This is a genomic window from Microbacterium sp. NPDC076895 (assembly GCF_040687115.1).
Lineage (GTDB): Bacteria > Actinomycetota > Actinomycetes > Actinomycetales > Microbacteriaceae > Microbacterium.
The window spans coordinates 1-1105 of sequence record NZ_JBFBMQ010000036.1; the positions used below are offsets into that span (position 1 = coordinate 1).

Genomic DNA, 1105 nt, shown 5'->3' on the forward strand with positions numbered 1-1105 from the left:
TGTGATGTCCAGGGACGTTGTTGCGTGAATCGAGTGTGATCTGCTGACGGACGAAGGCCTCCCGTTGCGAGAGTGGAGCTGTCTAGGAACCGCTCACACACACAGGAGGCCTTCGTGTCCCACGCTAACGCTGCTCTCACCCCGCGTGCTCGGTTGCGGCTGGCAAAGCTCATCGTCGAAGAGCATTGGCCGGTCGGCGCCGCGGCGAAGATGTTCATGACCTCACCGCCGACCGCCCGGAAGTGGGCGGCCCGGTTCCGGGCCGAAGGGCCCGCGGGAATGATTGATCGCTCCAGCCGTCCACGATCGATGCCGTCCAAGACGCCGCCCGCGATGGTGAAACGGATCGTGCGATTGCGGTGGCGTCGACGGCTGGGTCCGGTGCAGATCGCCGGCGAGCTTGGCGTTCCCGCCTCGACTGTCCACGCGGTGCTGGTGCGGGCACGGATCAACCGGCTCAGCCACATCGACCGGGTCACAGGCGAGCCCATCCGCCGCTACGAGCACGACCATCCCGGGTCAATGATCCACGTCGACGTGACCAAGTTCGGCAACATCCCCGACGGCGGCGGCTGGCGCTTCGTCGGCAAGCAGCAAGGCAAGCAGAACAAGCAGCGCGCCGCCCGCGCCGGCGCCGGATACACCGAGAAGGGGCATCCCAACATCGGCACGGCATTCCTGCACACCGTGATCGACGATCACTCCCGCGTCGCCTACGTCGAGATCTGCGCGGACGAGAAGTCCGTCACCGCGATCGGCGTGCTCGAGCGGGCCGTCGCCTGGTTCGCTGACCGCGGCGTCACCATCGAGCGAGTCCTCTCCGACAACGGGTCGGCCTATCGCTCCCACGCCTGGCGCGACGCCTGCACCGCGCTCGGCATCCGGCACAAACGGACCCGCCCCTACCGCCCACAGACCAACGGGAAAATAGAGCGCTTTCACCGCACCCTCGCCGACGGCTGGGCCTACGCCCGCTTCTACCCCTCAGACACCGAACGTCGCGCCGCGCTCCCCGGCTGGCTGCACTTCTACAATCAGCACAGACGCCACTCCGCAATCGGAGCCGCACCCTTCAGCAGACTCAACAACCTGCCTGGACATCACA

The 1105-nt window shown here is 66.6% G+C and carries 1 protein-coding gene; it reads left to right on the plus strand.

Features of this window, described 5'->3' with window-relative positions; all coding sequences use genetic code 11:
- Nucleotides 1–114: 114 nt before the first annotated feature.
- The coding region (locus AB0O89_RS15040) for an IS481 family transposase (protein ID WP_341580142.1) at nt 115–1105 on the plus strand (991 nt) is incomplete at its 3' end.